The organism is Bradyrhizobium sp., from assembly GCF_036735945.1.
Lineage (GTDB): Bacteria > Pseudomonadota > Alphaproteobacteria > Rhizobiales > Xanthobacteraceae > Bradyrhizobium.
Genome location: NZ_DAINNI010000001.1, coordinates 1 through 13,833, shown reverse-complemented (window position 1 = coordinate 13,833; position 13,833 = coordinate 1). Strand labels below are relative to the sequence as shown.

Sequence of the window (13,833 nt, the reverse complement as noted above, 5' to 3'; positions counted from 1 at the left end):
TCGTCATAACAACCGTGAGGATCGCACTCTCGCCGCGACGCTCGGCTGCGATATCGACAGCGCCGATCATCCACTCAATCAGGACGGAGAACCATGACCATGAGCAGCGAAGGAAAGATCCGCACCGAACCCCATGATCGCATCTTCAAGATCATCATCGACAACCCCGCCAAGAAGAACGCCTTCTCTCCGGCGATGATGGAGCAGTTGTCGGACGCGCTGACGGAACTGCACAACAATGACGACTACTGGGTCGGCGTCATCTGCGCCGAGGGCAAGGATTTCACCGCCGGCCTCGACATGCCGAAATTCTTCGGCCCCAATGCCGAGAAGCGCAACTTCAAGGAGGGCAATGTCGACGTCTTCGGCCTGCAGAAGCGTTGCAGAAAGCCGATCGTCACGGCCGTGCAAGGCATCGTCTTCACCATCGGCATCGAACTGATGCTGGCGGGCGACATCGTCGTCGCTGCCGACGACGCCCGCTTCTGCCAGATGGAAGCCAAGCGCGGCATCGCCCCGCTCGGCGGCGCGCATTTCCGCTTCCTGTCGCGCACCGGCTGGGGCAATGCGATGTATCATCTGTTGCTGTGCGACGAGTTCACCGCAGCGCGGGCCCGCGAAATCGGCCTCGTGCAGGAGACGGTGCCGGCAGGCCAGCAGGTCGAGCGCGCCATGGCACTCGCCAGGATCATTGCCGGCAATGCACCGCTCGGGATTCAGGTCACCAAGGAGGCGGCGCTGAAATACATCGAACAGGGCGAACAGGCGGCCATTGCCTATATTCCAAAGGTGCGTGACCGCGTGCTGAACAGCGCCGACGCGCGCGAGGGTATTCAATCCTTCATCGAGCGGCGCGCGGCGGTATTCCAGGGGAAGTGAATCTCGATCCGAACGGCGGGGCCGGTGACTTCAACGGATCGCCCCGCCGGAACTGCCGGCCCTCACCCCGTCAAAATCGGCTTCAGCGCATCGCGCTGCTCGACGATGTAGTCGAAGAACGCGGCGATCCGCGGCACGCGGCGGATGTCGGGATGCGTCAGCAGCCGCCAGCTTCGCGTCAGCTCCGGAACCGGCCCGAGCACGCGGACCAGATCCGGCTCGGCATCGCCGAGCGCCGTCGGCAGCGGCCCGATCCCGGCGCCGGACTTCACCGCTGAAACGAGACCCAGCACGCTGTTGTTGCGTACCGGCATTTTGGCGTCGGGCGCAATCTCCTTCAGCCATTTGGCGGCGCGGTGACCCGCGAGCGTCCCGTCAAAACCGATCAGGGAATGCTGCGACAGATCTTCGATGCGATCGGGCTTGCCGCAACGCGCGACGTAGTCGCGGCTGGCGTAGATGGCCCAGAACGAATCCGCGATCTTGCGGCCGATCAGTTCATCCTCGGTATCGCCCGAGCGGAACGCGACGTCGACCTCGCCTTTCGACAGATCGAGATAGCGGTCGCTGGTGATGAACTCGACCCGCAGATGCGGATGGCGGGCATGGAAGCGATCGATCAGCCCCGACTGGGTCATGCGGATGACGACCGGCTCCGGGCAGGTGACGCGGATCGTGCCCTTCATGTCCTGCTCGGCATCGCCGGCGCGTCGCTGAAAATCGCCGACCGCGGCCTCGATGCGTTCGGCGAACGGCAACAGCGTGGTGCCGTATTCGGTGAGGCGATAGCCGCTGGCCTGCCGCGTCACCAGCGCCTGCCCGATCCGGCGTTCGAGTTCTTCCAGCCGGCGATGCACGGTCGACTGGCTGGTGCCGAGCGCCTTGCCCGCGGCGATCGTGCTGCCATGGCGGGCGACGGCCAGGAAATATTTCAGGTCGTTCCAGTCGAACATGCGCCCATTATGCACTTTTGGAGCCGGCCCTCGCAATCTTGCGGCTCCCGCGGCGGACCCCTGCCCCCTTAAGGTTTTGCGAGCGCGGTAGACGACGAACAAGGGAGCTAATGATGCGCAGTCATTTCATCGCGGGCCCGGCCCTGCTCGCAGGCCTCGGCCTTGGCAATCCGGCCCTGGCCCAGCAACATGGCGCGGCAGCGCCCAATATCGCCAAGCCCAACATGGTGCTGCAGCAGGTCGTCGAGGGCCTGCCGACGGACGACAAGCAGACCGTGCGGGTGATGACGGCGACCTTCAAGCCCGGCGACAAGACCGTCTACCACACCCACCGCTTTCCGGTGACCGTCTACGTTCTCGAAGGCGCCTTCACCCTCGAACTCGACGGCCGCCCGCCGATCACGGTGAAGGCCGGCGAGGCGCTGGTGGAGCCGCCCAAGGTGCCGATGACCGGCTACAATCGCAGCGCCACCGAACCGACCAGCGTCGTCATCTTCTATGTCAGCGCCAACGACACGCCGTTCCTGGATTTGACGGGGCATTAAGCCCGCGCTGACTCGCTCGGGACTGCTCAACAAAACGCACCGCGCGGCGGCGCTTACGCCATCGCCAGCCGCTGCCGTGCGCGCATCAGAAGCAGCAGCATGATGGTGATGTTGAGCGCGTTCCACGCCAGCCCGTTGGCGAACGCCGCCATGTAGGAGCCGGTGGCGTCGAAGATCGCGCCCGAAATCCAGCCGCCGAACGACATGCCGAACACGGAGGCGAAGATCACGATGCCGACGCGTGTCGCGGCTTCCGAGGCCGGCATCGCCTCGCGCACGATGATGGCGTAGCTCGGCACGATGCCGCCCTGGAACAGGCCGAACATCGCCGAGATGACGTAGAGCGAGGTCAGGCTGTCGAAGAACAGGTAGAACAGCAGCGCAGTGCCCTGCGCCACCGAGCCGATCAGGAGCGTGCGGATGCCGCCGATCTTGTCGGCGAGGAAGCCGCTTCCGATCCGGCTGATGATGCCGAAGCCCAGCATCAGCGACAGCATCTCGGCGCCGCGCGCCACGCCGTAGCCGAGATCGCCGCAATAGGCGACGATGTGGACCTGCGGCATCGACATCGCGACGCAGCAGGCAATCGCCGCGATCGACAGGATCGTCGTCAGCGCATTGGTTGATATCCGCAAGTCCACGCGCGGCGGTGCCGCGTTCTGGTGGTCGCGCTGGCCCCCCGCCCCCATCAGCATGCGCAGGCCGACCAGCGCCAGCGCCATGGCCACGGCGGTGAAGATGCCGACCGCGATATGGGTGTTGCGCCAGCCGATGGTCTCGATACCGTAATTCACCAGAGGCGGCCAGATGGTGCCGCCGACATAATTGCCGCTGGCGGCCACCGCCACCGCAAGCCCGCGGTAGCGGTCGAACCAGTGCGAGGCTTCCGCCATCAGCGGGCCGAACGTGGCCGACGACGACAGCCCGATCGCGAAATGCACCAGGATGAAGGTCCAGATCGAGGTCGACATCCCCGCGAGCACGTAACCGAGCCCGAGAATGCCGATGCCGAGCCCGATCGCGGTGACGATGCCATAGCGGTCGGTGATCTTGCCGGTCAGCACCGCGCCGGAACCGAACCCGAGCATCACCATGGTGAAGGCGAGCGAAGCGGTGCCGCGGCTGGCGCCGAACTCGTTCTGCACCACCGGCAGCGCGACCACCACCGACCACATGCCGACGCTGCCGAGCGAACCGATCAGCACGGCGACGGCGAGCCGGGTCCATGCCCGGCGCGAGTCGGGAACGAACAGTTCGGAATCTCGGGAAAGTTCAGAAGAAATTGCCACGGCGGCCCGAACTTCGGGTGCAAATCGCCTAACGTCAAGCCACAATGCCGCGATATTGGGCATGCAGATGTGGTGGGACAGCGGCCATCGGCACCTTGGCGGAATCGGCCGCCGGTACTAATTACCTGTCATGTTCGGTCGTCTGACGAGACCTGCGCGCGAGAAAGCGGGGTGGTTTGCCGCCCTGCTGTATCTGTTCTGCGTGCTCGCACCGGGCGCGGCGCTAGCGTCAGGCGACGCCGCGTCCTGCCTCCTGCACCAGCCGGCGATCGCTGCCGCCACACATGGGCACGATGATGCCCGGCCTGAGCATTCCGCGCATCGGCATCATGAGATGCGTGCGATGCATCACGCCGATGCCGGCCACGCCGTCCCCGAGCCGGCCAGGCATCAGCACGATGACGGCGGCGCCATGGGACCGTGCTGCGCCACGCTCTGCGTAACCGGGATCGCGGCGACGCCGCCCGTTGTCGCAAAACCGTCGCAGCCGATGTCGAATTGCGTCTCGGAGAATTTCCAGCGCTTGCCGGGCGAGGCGCCGCCTCTCCTTTTCCGCCCTCCTATCGCCTGACCTCCGACGTAACGACGTGGGCAAGCCGCGCGACGCGCGCGCATGTCCGCGACTTATCGCAGGATCTCAGATTGGGCCCGGCGGGCCACGCTCGCGGGCCGGAGAAAAAGGAAAGACGAGAGATGAAGAACATCATGATGGCAGGCGTTGCGCTGATCGGCCTTTTGGCAGGGCCGACGCTGGCGTTCAGCCACGACAAGCACGCCCACGAAACCTATTCGGCCGGCGAGCCCGGAAATCCCAAACAACCTTCGCGCACGGTCGAGGTCGACATGAGCGAGATGAAATATTCACCCGCGAACATCGAGGTGAAGCGCGGCGAGCAGATCCGCTTCGTGATCCGCAATGTCGGCGAGGATGACCACGAATTCCTGCTCGCCACCACGGAAGAGAACCTGGGGCATGCCGAGGACATGCAGAAGCACCCGCACATGGAACACGAGGAGCCAAACGCCGTGCGGCTCACGCCGAAAAAATCGACCGAAATCGTCTGGAAGTTCACCAAGCCGGGCACGTTCGAATATTCCTGCCTGATCCCCGGCCACCGCGAGAACGGCATGATCGGCAAGGTGACGGTGAAGTAACGGGGAGCACGACAAGACACCACACTCCGCAGGGTGGGCAACGCGCAAGCGTGCCCGCCTTTGTCTTCCGCCGTGAAGGACGGTGGGCGCCTTTGCCCCCTACGTTTCTTTTTCATCGCGGCCGTGCGACAAGCGCCGAACGGCAATGATGCCGAACCAACCAGCGAGACAAGCGTGCGACGTATAGACGAGCCGACATTCCTGCTGCTGCTGGTCGCCGTCACGCTGGCGTTCGGCTGGGTGCTGCTGCCGTTCTACGGCGCGGTGCTGTGGGCGATCATCGTCGCGGTGATCTTTGCGCCGGTGAACCGGCGACTGCTGGCATGGATGCCGGGCAGGCAAAACCGCGCGGCGCTGCTGACCGTCCTTATCGTCATTGCCATGGTGATCCTGCCGCTGGCGATCGTCGCGACCTCGCTGGTCAAGGAAGCGACCAACCTGTTCGGCAAGATCCAGTCCGGCGAATATGACCTCGCTGGCTACATCCAGCGTGTGTTCGACGCGCTGCCGGCCTGGGCGGTCGGCACGCTGGAGCGTTTCAACCTGACCAACCTGTCCGGGCTTCGCGACACGCTGACGGCCAGCCTGATGAAGGGCGGCCAGATCCTGGCGCCGCAGGCGCTCAGCATCGGCATGAACACGTTCGAATTCGTGATCAGCCTCGGCATCATGCTCTATCTCCTGTTCTTCCTGATGCGTGACGGGCGGTGGCTGGCCGACAGCATCAAGGAAGCCGTGCCGCTGCGCAGCGATCAGAAGTCGGCGCTGTTCAGCCGCTTTGCCGACGTCGTCCGCGCCACCGTCAAGGGCGGCATCCTGGTGGCGATCGCGCAGGGCGCGCTCGGCGGCCTCGCCTTCTGGTTCCTCGGCGTACACGCCGCGCTGCTGTGGGCGGTGCTGATGGCGTTCCTGTCGCTGGTGCCGGCGATCGGCGCCGGCCTCGTCTGGATGCCGGTCGCGATCTACTTCCTCGCGACCGGCGCGATCTGGCAGGGCCTCGGCCTCATTCTCTACGGCGTGCTCGTGATCGGCCTCGTCGACAACCTCCTGCGCCCGTTCCTGGTCGGCAAGGGCACCAAGCTGCCGGACTATGTTGTGCTGATCTCGACGCTCGGCGGCATCGACGTTTTCGGCCTCAACGGCTTTGTGCTGGGACCGCTGATCGCGGCGATCTTCATGGTGACGTGGGAGATCTTTGCCGCGTCACGACGGACGGCGGGAGAGCGCACGGGAGACGCGTAGGGGGCGAGCGCGGCTAGCCCAACTCGAAGCTGGTAACACCGAACACCCGCTCCGTGCGCAGCGGCGCAATCGCGCCCGTGTACATCCGCGCCGTCTCGAACACCGGCGCGAGTCCAAGACCTTCCGCCAGCGCGATCGCCTCGCGATTGACGCTCGGCACATCCAGAAAGATCTCGCCGCCGCCTACCCTGGCGAGCAGCGCCGACAGCACCGTTTCGGCCGCGGCACGATCGTCCGCCACCAGCGGCCCGATCTTGCGCCCGTTGCGGCACGGCCGGATCACGCCCCAGGCGGCGAGCTTTCCGTTGCGCAGCAGCGCGCATCCGACATGCCCCGGTGCACCGATCCACGCGCGCAGGAAGGAAGGTCGTCGCGCCGGAAACACCGTCGCATCATCCGCCTCCAGCGCCGCAAACGGCACGTCGCCGAGCGCCACGACATCGTCGCGCGGTGAAGTCTGTGCGGCGACTGTGCCGCCGTATCGGATGTTGGCGTAGGCGAGCGCGAAGCCGGACTTTTTATAATTGTCCTGCTGCGCCACCACGCCATCGAGCCCGATCACGCGCGGTCCGGCATGCGCAATCGCCGCCTGCCATATCCGCATGCCGAACCCCCTGCCGCGCAAATCCGGGCGCACGATGTAGAAGCCGAGAAAGGAAAACCGCGCGTCATAGTTGACGCAGGAGATGGTGGCGGCAGGCGCGCCGTCGAGTTCGCCGATCAGAATGCCGTGCGCATCGACGGAAGAAAAACAGGTCGCATCGGCAAGGCCCGGATTCCAGCCTTCAGCGGCGGCCCAGTCGATCGCGATCGCGATTTCGTCCGGTCGCATGGTGCGGATGATGAAGTCGTTCATTACTGCAATCCTGCGCCGCTCAGCCGATACACTGTGGGCAGTCCAGAAATGGCACACATGTCAGCGCAAAATATCATTGCACCGCCCACATTGTTTAGAGAAAATTAACCAGGCTGGCTGGCGCGGCTCGAGTTGTTGGAGGCTTCACACATGTACCGATCATCGCTCACGCTGGCCCTCGTGGTGCTGGGCTCCGCTTCTGCCGCCGCCAGCGACCTGTCGTCCGTCTACGTCGCGCCGGGCGGAATCTACGCGCCATCCGCAAACGTCTATGTGCGCCCCGGCCCGGCACATCGGCCCTACGCCGAGCCCGGTTACGGCTATCGCCCTTACGGCGCGCCGGCCTACCGCGCACCGGCCGCGGTCTATGGCGAGTACGGTCCCGCCTACGCCGCGCAACCGGCCTATGTCGAACGCGCGCCCGCCTATCCCGAGCGCTACTATGCGCAGGACCGCTACTACGCACAGGACTACGAGTACGCGCCGGAATATGCGCCGCGTCCGCCGGCGCCGGTGCCCTACCGCTCGCGCGCGCGGTGCGACGACGGCTACGGCCGGTGGAGCTATTGCGATTGAGCCGCCGTGCACGGCTCAAGCTGCGGATCTGATGTACTGCAAGGCGCTGTTCGTTGGCTGATCATTCGGCAGCGCCTTGGCCTGCGCGCGGCAATCGGCGGCGAAGGCCTTGGCGCGCTCCCGCGCGCAGGAATGAAGCGGGAAAAATATGCAAAATCGCGGGCGCGCCGCGAAACCATTCGGCGGCCGTCGCGTTTTTTCCGCGAATGAAGGGATGGACCGGCGATGGCGGACAAGCGTGCGTTGAAACTGATAGGAATGCTGTTCGGCGCGTTGACCCTGACGGTCATCTCGACGGCGGCGGCCGTGGTGGCCGGCCATGCCTCGGGCAGCGCCGCCATTGGTTACCAGCTGACCGATCCGTTGTGATCGGCTCGCCGCCTCTCTCGCACCCCTGGATGATGCAGTGCGCGAGCGCTGCCGTCATCGGCGCTTTTGCGGCGAGCATGTGGATCGCAGGGCAAGCTTCATCGAACGTGGCACTGGTCCCCGCCCTGCGTTGGATGCCATGACGATTTGCGTGCCAACCCGGGGCACCAGGCGGTTCCCCACGCATGGCAGCGCCCGTCAAATCATCAGAGAGTTCAGTTTCTTACCGGATTCGAGAACTTTCGGCATCAACGGAACTACACCAAGATTTGATCGAAAATTGCAGAAAAGCGGGGAGAAACCCGAATGAGGCCTTGATTTGGCTCTCTTCTTTTAGCGGGGCAATATGTGAGTAATGCGTATGACCGACCAGCAATTGGCAATTCAGGCAATTGGCGCGGCACAGCTCATACTGGAAGAATATCTGCAACCCCGCCCGCAGAACAACGAACGCACCCTCGACAAACTGGTTGAAGTCCTCGAGCGCCCCGATGTGATGGCGGCCGTAAGCCGCCTGCAGCAACGCGGTTGCTTCGAGGCGCTCAAATGAGCAGGCAGCTCTCATCGGCGGCTCTGACGGCTTCGGTTGCTGCGCTGTTGTTTGTAGGGATGCCGGAGGCGGAAGCGAAGCAACACTGCAGCGCCGCGAAGCCGTCCAGTTCGAACGGCACGTGGTGGTCGTATCGTCTCATCGATGGACGCAAGTGCTGGTACGCAGGCAAGCCGGGACTTTCGAAGGACTTGCTGGAGTGGCGGCAGACCGCCGCCGCGGAGCCGTCGACCAGATCGCCCAGGGAGTCCACACGACCGTCGCGTCGGGATGTCGCAAGCGCCATTTCGGGCCAACGCGGCAATCCACTGGATTCGCAGGCATGGGCGCAAAAGGAAGCCGTGGCGCCGTGGGTGCCGCAGGAAGCCGTGCAAGCGCGAACACCGGACTACGTCCCTGATACGTTCGACGCGTTGTGGACCGCAAGGATCTGGCTTCTGGATCGTTAGGAAAATTGACGGAGGGGGTTTGTGGGATGGGTGGAGCGGCAGCGATACCCATCGCCGCTCATGCGAACGACAACTCAAGTTAGAGGCATTCGAGCCGTCCGAGAGCGCCGAAGCGGCAGCGCTCAGGCTCGCGGAGTTCGAGGCTGAATGGGGCAAGCGATATCCCGCGATCGGCCAGATCTGGCGCAATGCCTGGGAGCACGTGGTGCCGTTCTTGCTTTTGCGCCGGGCATCCGCAAGATGATCTACACCACTAACGCGGTCGAGGCGCTGCACCGCAACCTGCGCAAGATTATCAAGACCCGCGGCAGTTTCCCGACCGACGAGGCGGCGCTGAAGCTGCTCTATCTCGCGATCCGGAACGCCGGCGTCCATTGGCGGCGGCCGGTCGAATGGACCGCCGCAAATGGGCCAGTTTGCCATCCACTTCGGCGCGCGTTTTCCAGGAACCGCGCGCTGATGAGCACAATCGACATCACCTCGGTCCGGCCAAGCAAAGTGGGCGGCCATGCCGTCGATGCAACCATTCAATGTCGAAAAACACCAACTTCAATCACAGAAATCGCTTACACAAAATTTCGGACAGTCCCCGATCGCATTCGCGATGCGGCGAACAACGGCATCTTGCATCTGCAAGAGATCGGAGCGGCTTTCGTCAAACCGGTCAGCCCATAGATGCGCACCGCTCTCCGTATCGATGAGCTGAGCATTCACGCGCAGCCGGTCGCCACTCGGCTGCACGCTGCCTTCCATCGCATAGCGGACGCCTAGATCCTTGCCGATCTGCCGCACGTTGATTGGCTTGCCCTTGTAAGTGAAAGCGGTTGACCGGGAGATGACAAAACTGCTCCGGAAACGCGAGAACCCGGTGGTCAGCTCGTCGGTGATGACATCTGCCAGATAATCCTGGCTCGCATCGCCAGACAGGTTGGCGAAGGGCAGTACGACGATGGAGAAGCCCTCAGGGGGCTTTGCCAGTTGGTCCGGCAACCGTACGGGCGCGCGGCCGAGGTGCAAGTACATTACTGCGCCGACAACGCCGGCGATCAGTGCGACTGTAGCTCCGATCGCCTTGACGCGTGTGCTCCACCCACGACGCACAGCCGACGCCGCATTGTGCGGCTGTGAGATTGGCTTGGCGGGTCCCCCATCATCAAGAGCTTGGAAGACCCGCACTGGCCGTGCGATGTTCTTGAGTTACCGTTCGCCTACATCCTCGAAGGTGACATCGAATTTGCCCCGAACCTGCCGGCGCGCGTCCTCAGAGATGCATATGCCACCGGGCTTCGCCAATCCCTCCAGGCGCGCTGCCACGTTCACGCCATCGCCGAAAATGTCACCTCGATCAATGATGATGTCGCCGACATTGATGCCAATGCGGAACTCGATCCGCTTCTCATCGGGTACCCCGGCATTGCGCCGGGCCATTCCGCGCTGAATGTCGAGAGCGCAACGCACTGCGTCCACGACACTGACAAACCCAGCCAGCATCCCGTCCCCGGTGTTCTTGACGACCCGCTCGCGGTGTTCGGCGACCTTGGATCAACAAGAGCGCGCAGGTGGGCCTGAAGCTGGACGTGCGTGCCCTCTTCACCAGTCAGTGGACTGTAGCCAGCAACATCGGCCGCCAGTATGGCGGCAAGTCGGCGCCCGATGCGGTCCTGCCCGGACGTAGCCATGGCGCTGTCTCCAGACTCCTTATGCACCCAATTGCCGCGGGGTTGGACGCTTCCAGTCCGGCCCGGATGGTGAATTATCGTCCAAGCGCCGCCATGATGTTGACGGTTGCGTGCCTCTGGGCTCACACTGGTGCCCACAGGTGACATTGGGGCACACATGTCAGACCTTACGGACGTCACCCGGAGGCTTGTGGCTGTCTTCGCGGCAGACGTGGAGGGCTACAGCAGGCTCATGGGTGCCGATGAGGTCGGCACGCTCAAGGGGCTCACCGAGCGCCGCGCGATCCTCGATAGGCTCATTGGGGAACACAGGGGTCGCATAGCCAACACGGCGGGCGACAGTGTCCTTGCTGAGTTCGGAAGCGCGGTGGACGCCGTGCAGTGCGCGGTGGATGCGCAGGCCGCTTTGGCCGAAGCGAACTCCAAGATCCCGCCCGACTGCCGCATCAGCTTCCGCATCGGCGTTCATATTGGGGACGTTATGGTGCGGGCAGGCGACCTGTTTGGTGATGGAGTGAACATCGCCGCGCGGTTGCAGACACTGGCGAAGCCTGGAGGCGTTTGCCTTTCAGGTTCCACATACGATCAAGTACACAAGGTCTTGCCGATTACTTTCTCGGACCTTGGTTCTCAGCAGGTCAAGAATATTCGGGAGCCGATCCGAGCCTACGAGCCTGTTATTGCGACAGAGACGAAACAGCGGATCGTCGACAACCAGCATCTCATGACCGATAAGCCTTCCATCGCTGTTCTACCATTCGCTAACATGAGCAGCGACCCGGAGCAGGAGTATTTTGCCGATGGTTTAGCAGAGGACATCATCACCGAGTTGTCGCGCTTTCACGAGTTTGCCGTTATCGCCCGCAACTCCACCTTTTTTTACAAAGGCAAGCCGCTCGACCTGTCAAAGGTCGCTCGAGACCTCAACGTGCGCTACGTGCTTGAAGGCAGCGTGCGTAAGGTCGGCAAACGCCTTCGGGTGACGGCCCAACTTATTGACACGGTGACGAACGATCACCTTTGGGCGGAACGCTATGACCGGGAGCAAGCGGATGTTTTTGCTTTGCAGGAGGAGATTACCCGCACCGTAGTTGCGAGCATAGCTCCTCAAATCGAACTCGCTGAGATAGCCCGTTCACAACGCGACACGACGAGCCTCCACGCATGGCAACTGGCCAGGCGTGCAGCGGGTCTGTACAATGAAGCATACAGCGACGGCAACGCGGAGATGATGCAGCAGGCGATTACCGCTTGCGAAAGGCCATTAGCGCCGACGCCAACTTGCTCGGAGCACATGTCACACTTGTCTGGGCGCATTGGCTAAACCATCTCTACCGCTGGGGCGACCGACCCGATGAGGAGATCAACAAGGCATGGGCTGTAGTCGAGCGTATGACTGCCATCAACGCTCAAGACGAGCGAACGCTCACCGCACGTGGTTGGGTTCGTGTAACTCGTGGCGAATACACCGGGGGCCTTGCTGACTTGCGACGTGCTCACGAGGTCAATCCGAACTACGCATTTGGCCTCATCGGGTTAGCGTTCGCCGAGGCGACCACGGGTCTGGGGCACGAGGCAGAAGCGCACGCCCAACTCGCGCTGCGACTGAGCCCACGGGATTACGGAAGTGGAGGGATCGGACTTGCCCGCCTTGTGCTCGCGATGGCGCACTTTACACTGAAGAACTACGACGAGGCCGCTCGTTGGTGTGAAGCCGCAATCCAAGCGCAGCATCGGGCTCCGATCCGTCGTGCGCTAATGATCGCCTGCAGCGCTCGGACGGGTGATATGGCTCGCGCCCGTGCCGAAATCGCTGTTCTTAATAGCTTCGCACCGGACTTCATCGCCAGCGTTTTCCGGGGCCAAAATCCGGTCTTCACCCGCCAAGAGGACATGGAGAACCTCTTAGGCGGTCTGAGGCTGGCGGGAATTGCAAATTGATCGACACCCACGTAGTCGGTGCACCGCTCGTTCTCATATCCGCTCTGACGACGCTCACGTGCGACTTTTTTGGTGAGGTACAGGTGGCGGTTGGGCGCGCCTGCTTGAGGTCGATCCTAGCTTTGCAATCTCTTCGTGGATCGCGCGGGCCGGACAATCAAAAGCGAAGCCGGTGATTGAGGGACTTCGAAAAGCGGGACTACCAAATGAGACTGATTTAATCGCCATGGAGCATGATCAGCCAGCCCGTATCAGACGCAGGCTCGCCGCCATAGTCGCGGCAGATGTCGCAGGCTACTCGCGGCTCATGGGCCTCGACGAGGTCGGCACCGCCCGGACGCCTCCGCGAACACCGCAAGGTCACTGACGCGCTCGTGGCGAAACACGGGGGGCGCCTCGTGAAGAGTACGGGTGACGGTGTGTTGCTCGAGTTTCCCTCGGTGGTCGATGCGGTTGAATGTGCGGTCGCTGTGCAGGAGGCGATGGCCCAGAGGAACGAAGGGGTGCCTTTGGATCGCGGGATGCTGTTCAGGATCGGGATCAATCTCGGGGACATCCTGATCGAGGGGGACGACATCCTCGGTGACGGTGTCAACGTAGCGGCTCGGCCTGAGGGGATCGCTGAGCCGGGTGGCATTTGTATTTTTTCGACGGCGCATGAACACGTTCGCGGCACGTCCCAGCAAATCAGATTTCGCAATCCACTGAATTCAACGCCTTGCGCAACCCACCAAACGCACTGAGTCGACAGAACTCGGTGTTGCTGGCCGACTCTCGCCGCTCGGAAATGGTCGTACGCTTGACAAGTGTTTCCTTTCGCTTCGACTCAGGACGGGCGGCGGTGGTGACCTTCCTGGGACGGGCGGCTGCCGCCTTCTTTAACTTGGATTCGTGTCGATGGCGGAGGATCATCGTCGGAGGCTCCGAAGAACCGACACCGACACCTTCCGACGGAGAAATGCGTTCGTCGACCAAAGCAGGCTGCGCTGGCGTCTCGCTGCTCGCAGCGGCAATTTCAAGTCGATCACCCTTCGCCAGCGCAACATGTGAATCGGAAATGGCTGCGGTCTCGGCAACGGGATGGACAACCACGGATGCACTGCGCACTGGAGTTCTGAGTTCCATTGCCGCCAGTACTCCTACACCCAATGGGATGAGGAGGCCCACGAACACCATTCTCAGCATGATGCTCCTCCGACCTGTTTAGTGGCGGTGAAAATTCTCCGGTCCAATGAGGCAACTTGGCGGCGGCTCGCGTAACAATCCGACCCGCGTGCTGCCCGTTTGCCGACAGGGTTAACCCGTCTTCGCGGATTGGCGGGTTTTGAAGACACCCGGTCGTTATAAATC

The 13,833-nt window shown here is 63.0% G+C and carries 17 protein-coding genes and 1 pseudogene; 14 read left to right on the top strand and 4 right to left on the bottom strand.

Annotated elements, in window-relative coordinates:
- Positions 1 to 99: 99 nt before the first annotated feature.
- On the top strand, positions 100 to 879 hold the full coding sequence (locus tag V7E26_RS00095) for a crotonase/enoyl-CoA hydratase family protein (RefSeq protein ID WP_324412449.1): 780 nt from the start codon (positions 100 to 102) through the stop codon (positions 877 to 879).
- Positions 880 to 941: 62 nt separating this feature from the next.
- Here the strand turns inward: V7E26_RS00095 and V7E26_RS00090 are convergent, their stop codons facing one another.
- On the bottom strand, positions 942 to 1,832 hold the full coding sequence (locus V7E26_RS00090) for a LysR family transcriptional regulator (RefSeq protein ID WP_324412172.1): 891 nt from the start codon (positions 1,830 to 1,832) through the stop codon (positions 942 to 944).
- Between the two features lie 113 nt (positions 1,833 to 1,945).
- Between V7E26_RS00090 and V7E26_RS00085 the strand changes: the two genes are divergently transcribed.
- Complete coding sequence (locus tag V7E26_RS00085; RefSeq protein WP_324412170.1) at positions 1,946 to 2,377, top strand: cupin domain-containing protein; 432 nt, start codon at positions 1,946 to 1,948, stop codon at positions 2,375 to 2,377.
- A 53-nt stretch (positions 2,378 to 2,430) separates the two neighbouring features.
- Here V7E26_RS00085 and V7E26_RS00080 read toward each other — a convergent pair whose 3' ends face one another.
- Entirely contained in the window at positions 2,431 to 3,630 is a 1,200-nt protein-coding gene (locus V7E26_RS00080) for an MFS transporter (protein ID WP_442893335.1), read from the bottom strand.
- 166 nt (positions 3,631 to 3,796) lie between these two features.
- On the opposite strand from V7E26_RS00080, the gene V7E26_RS00075 reads away from it, so the two are divergent.
- From V7E26_RS00075 to V7E26_RS00065, 3 genes are all read left to right on the top strand, one after another.
- Entirely contained in the window at positions 3,797 to 4,237 is a 441-nt protein-coding gene (locus V7E26_RS00075; protein ID WP_324412166.1) for a hypothetical protein, read from the top strand.
- 122 nt (positions 4,238 to 4,359) lie between these two features.
- A complete protein-coding gene (locus V7E26_RS00070) occupies positions 4,360 to 4,821 on the top strand; it encodes a cupredoxin domain-containing protein (protein WP_324412164.1) in 462 nt (153 codons plus the stop codon).
- Between the two features lie 174 nt (positions 4,822 to 4,995).
- Positions 4,996 to 6,063: an AI-2E family transporter gene (locus V7E26_RS00065; RefSeq protein ID WP_324412162.1), complete on the top strand. Its 1,068-nt coding sequence runs from the start codon at positions 4,996 to 4,998 to the stop codon at positions 6,061 to 6,063.
- Positions 6,064 to 6,076: 13 nt separating this feature from the next.
- Here the strand turns inward: V7E26_RS00065 and V7E26_RS00060 are convergent, their stop codons facing one another.
- Positions 6,077 to 6,919, bottom strand: coding sequence for a GNAT family N-acetyltransferase (locus tag V7E26_RS00060; RefSeq protein ID WP_324412160.1), 843 nt, complete (start codon positions 6,917 to 6,919; stop codon positions 6,077 to 6,079).
- A 150-nt stretch (positions 6,920 to 7,069) separates the two neighbouring features.
- Here V7E26_RS00060 and V7E26_RS00055 point away from each other — a divergent pair, with 150 nt between their 5' ends.
- The 9 genes and pseudogenes from V7E26_RS00055 to V7E26_RS00010 all read left to right on the top strand — a co-directional run bounded on the left by V7E26_RS00055 (position 7,070) and on the right by V7E26_RS00010 (position 13,226).
- Positions 7,070 to 7,495, top strand: a complete 426-nt coding sequence (locus V7E26_RS00055) for a hypothetical protein (protein ID WP_324412158.1) — start codon at positions 7,070 to 7,072, stop codon at positions 7,493 to 7,495.
- A gap of 225 nt (positions 7,496 to 7,720) precedes the next feature.
- The gene (locus V7E26_RS00050; protein WP_324412156.1) at positions 7,721 to 7,864 is read left to right on the top strand and encodes a hypothetical protein; all 144 of its coding nucleotides are present in this window, start codon (positions 7,721 to 7,723) and stop codon (positions 7,862 to 7,864) included.
- A gap of 355 nt (positions 7,865 to 8,219) precedes the next feature.
- Positions 8,220 to 8,414: a hypothetical protein gene (locus tag V7E26_RS00045; protein ID WP_324412154.1), complete on the top strand. Its 195-nt coding sequence runs from the start codon at positions 8,220 to 8,222 to the stop codon at positions 8,412 to 8,414.
- On the top strand, positions 8,411 to 8,863 hold the full coding sequence (locus V7E26_RS00040; RefSeq protein ID WP_324412152.1) for a hypothetical protein: 453 nt from the start codon (positions 8,411 to 8,413) through the stop codon (positions 8,861 to 8,863). The genes V7E26_RS00045 and V7E26_RS00040 overlap by 4 nt, the downstream gene beginning before the upstream one ends.
- 19 nt (positions 8,864 to 8,882) lie before the next feature.
- Positions 8,883 to 9,538: pseudogene (locus tag V7E26_RS29945) on the top strand (transposase).
- A 486-nt stretch (positions 9,539 to 10,024) separates the two neighbouring features.
- Entirely contained in the window at positions 10,025 to 10,432 is a 408-nt protein-coding gene (locus V7E26_RS29940; RefSeq protein WP_442893329.1) for a hypothetical protein, read from the top strand.
- Between the two features lie 267 nt (positions 10,433 to 10,699).
- Entirely contained in the window at positions 10,700 to 11,866 is a 1,167-nt protein-coding gene (locus V7E26_RS00020; protein ID WP_324412148.1) for an adenylate/guanylate cyclase domain-containing protein, read from the top strand.
- Between the two features lie 68 nt (positions 11,867 to 11,934).
- Positions 11,935 to 12,483 (top strand): tetratricopeptide repeat protein, encoded by a 549-nt coding sequence (locus tag V7E26_RS00015; protein WP_324412146.1) that lies wholly within the window; start codon positions 11,935 to 11,937, stop codon positions 12,481 to 12,483.
- Positions 12,484 to 12,767: 284 nt separating this feature from the next.
- Positions 12,768 to 13,226, top strand: coding sequence for an adenylate/guanylate cyclase domain-containing protein (locus tag V7E26_RS00010; protein ID WP_324412143.1), 459 nt, complete (start codon positions 12,768 to 12,770; stop codon positions 13,224 to 13,226).
- Here V7E26_RS00010 and V7E26_RS00005 read toward each other — a convergent pair.
- A complete protein-coding gene (locus tag V7E26_RS00005) occupies positions 13,171 to 13,668 on the bottom strand; it encodes a hypothetical protein (protein ID WP_324412141.1) in 498 nt (165 codons plus the stop codon). The genes V7E26_RS00010 and V7E26_RS00005 overlap by 56 nt on opposite strands.
- Between the last annotated feature and the right edge of the window lie 165 nt (positions 13,669 to 13,833).

Bases quoted from the DNA above. Each gene is read 5' to 3' on its own strand.
- V7E26_RS00095 (WP_324412449.1), top strand. From the start codon at position 100: ATGAGCAGCGAAGGAAAGATCCGCACCGAACCCCATGATCGCATCTTC.
- V7E26_RS00090 (WP_324412172.1), bottom strand. From the start codon at position 1,832: ATGTTCGACTGGAACGACCTGAAATATTTCCTGGCCGTCGCCCGCCAT.
- V7E26_RS00085 (WP_324412170.1), top strand. From the start codon at position 1,946: ATGCGCAGTCATTTCATCGCGGGCCCGGCCCTGCTCGCAGGCCTCGGC.
- V7E26_RS00075 (WP_324412166.1), top strand. From the start codon at position 3,797: ATGTTCGGTCGTCTGACGAGACCTGCGCGCGAGAAAGCGGGGTGGTTT.
- V7E26_RS00070 (WP_324412164.1), top strand. From the start codon at position 4,360: ATGAAGAACATCATGATGGCAGGCGTTGCGCTGATCGGCCTTTTGGCA.
- V7E26_RS00060 (WP_324412160.1), bottom strand. From the start codon at position 6,919: ATGAACGACTTCATCATCCGCACCATGCGACCGGACGAAATCGCGATC.
- V7E26_RS00055 (WP_324412158.1), top strand. From the start codon at position 7,070: ATGTACCGATCATCGCTCACGCTGGCCCTCGTGGTGCTGGGCTCCGCT.
- V7E26_RS00050 (WP_324412156.1), top strand. From the start codon at position 7,721: ATGGCGGACAAGCGTGCGTTGAAACTGATAGGAATGCTGTTCGGCGCG.
- V7E26_RS00045 (WP_324412154.1), top strand. From the start codon at position 8,220: ATGCGTATGACCGACCAGCAATTGGCAATTCAGGCAATTGGCGCGGCA.
- V7E26_RS00040 (WP_324412152.1), top strand. From the start codon at position 8,411: ATGAGCAGGCAGCTCTCATCGGCGGCTCTGACGGCTTCGGTTGCTGCG.
- V7E26_RS00020 (WP_324412148.1), top strand. From the start codon at position 10,700: ATGTCAGACCTTACGGACGTCACCCGGAGGCTTGTGGCTGTCTTCGCG.
- V7E26_RS00015 (WP_324412146.1), top strand. From the start codon at position 11,935: ATGACTGCCATCAACGCTCAAGACGAGCGAACGCTCACCGCACGTGGT.
- V7E26_RS00010 (WP_324412143.1), top strand. From the start codon at position 12,768: ATGTCGCAGGCTACTCGCGGCTCATGGGCCTCGACGAGGTCGGCACCG.
- V7E26_RS00005 (WP_324412141.1), bottom strand. From the start codon at position 13,668: ATGCTGAGAATGGTGTTCGTGGGCCTCCTCATCCCATTGGGTGTAGGA.